Raw genomic sequence first — 1,670 nt, 5'->3', positions numbered from 1 at the left:
GTGATCCCCACGCTCAACGAGGCCGACAACATCGACCCCCTGCTGGCGCGCCTGTGCGAGCTTGGCCTGCCGCCAGAAAGTTTCGAGATTATCTTTGTAGACGACAGCTCAAGCGATGGTACACCCGCCAAAGTGCGCGCCTGGGAAAAGCGGGCAAATGTACGGCTGATCGAACGCCGGGACAAGCCCGATCTCACCCGGTCCGTCCTGGCCGGCGCGGCCGCGGCGCGCGGGGAGGTCATCGTCGTGATGGATGCAGACCTGAGCCACCCGCCTGAACGATTGCCTGCCCTGATTGCCCCCCTGCTGAACGGAAGCTGCGACATCGCCATCGGCAGCCGCTACGTACCCGGCGGCGGTACTGAAGGAGGGTCTCTGCCGCGCCGATGGCTCTCGCGCCTCGCCAACGGGCTTGCCCGCCCCCTCTGCGACGTAAACGACGCCACTTCGGGATTTTTCGCCTTCCAGCGGGAACTGGCCGCCACCATTGCCGAACCCGCACACGGCCATGAAATCCTGCTCGAATTGCTCATGGCCGGCCAAGGCAAACTCAGGGTCGTGGAAGTGCCCGTCTGCTTTCACAATCGCACCCATGGCGCCTCCAAATTATCATTCCGCCCGCAGTGGACCTACCTGCAACGCCTCATGACCTTAGCCGGCGGCACCGTCTCCGTCGGTACCGCCGGCCGCTTTGCCGCGGTCGGGTTGTTTGGTCTCGCCATTGACGCGCTGCTGTTTCAATTCCTCATGAGCCGCGGCTTCGGACTCGCTCTGGCGCACATCACGAGTTTCTTCGCTGCAGCGGTAATAAATTATTCGCTCAATTCCAGAAGGTCATTCCAAAATCTTGCCGGCGACCTGCGACGGGATCAGCTTGGCCGCTTCCTCACTGTCGGCATATTCGCGTTACTGCTGCGCGGCGGCGTACTGGCCCTGCTGATCGATGGCTGGCACATGCCCTCGTTTCTGGCCATCTTCCCGGCCATTGCCGCAACCGCCGCCATCAACTACCTCGGCGCCGCATTCTACGTGTTTCCCGTTACCGTGAACCCGCCCTCGCCGGACGTGCGCTGGCGGGTCGCCTCCGTCGGCATCGTCGCCTTTGCCGTCCTGCTGCGCCTGATCTACCTGGGCACAGCCGAATTGATTCCCGACGAAGCTTACTACTGGAACTATGCCCAGCACATGGACCTGAGCTTTTACGATCACCCGCCCATGGTGGCATGGCTGATCTGGCTTGGTACCGCGATCTTCGGCAACAGCGAGTTCGGGGTGCGGATCGGCTCATTTTGCTGCGGCCTGATAACGATGGCTTACTTGTATGCGCTGGCGCGCAATCTGTACGATAAGTCGACCGCGATGCGCGCGGTGCTGCTGCTGGCGGTGTTGCCGTTTTACTTTGCCACTGGCATGGTGGCGACAGCGGATGCGCCGCTGGTCGCCGCCTGGGCTGCTACCCTCTACTACATGGAACGGGCATTACTGGCCGATCGCAACTGGGCTTGGCTGGGCATGGGCATTGCATTCGGCCTGGGTATCCTGTCGAAATACACGCTGGGGCTGCTGGGTCCGGCGGCGCTGCTGTTTGTGATCCTCGATCCTGCCTCACGCCGCTGGCTGCGCCGGCCGCATGCGTATCTGGCCGCTGCGCTTGCGCTACTGCTGTTTTC

1 protein-coding gene is annotated in these 1,670 nt (G+C 62.5%); it reads left to right on the top strand.

What is annotated here, in order from left to right:
• On the top strand, positions 1-1,670 hold a 1,670-nt coding region (locus BLS94_RS14385; RefSeq protein WP_256325455.1), incomplete at both ends, for a glycosyltransferase family 39 protein.

Source organism: Nitrosospira sp. Nsp18 (genome assembly GCF_900103145.1).
GTDB lineage: Bacteria > Pseudomonadota > Gammaproteobacteria > Burkholderiales > Nitrosomonadaceae > Nitrosospira.
This window is presented reverse-complemented; position numbering and strand designations above follow the sequence as displayed.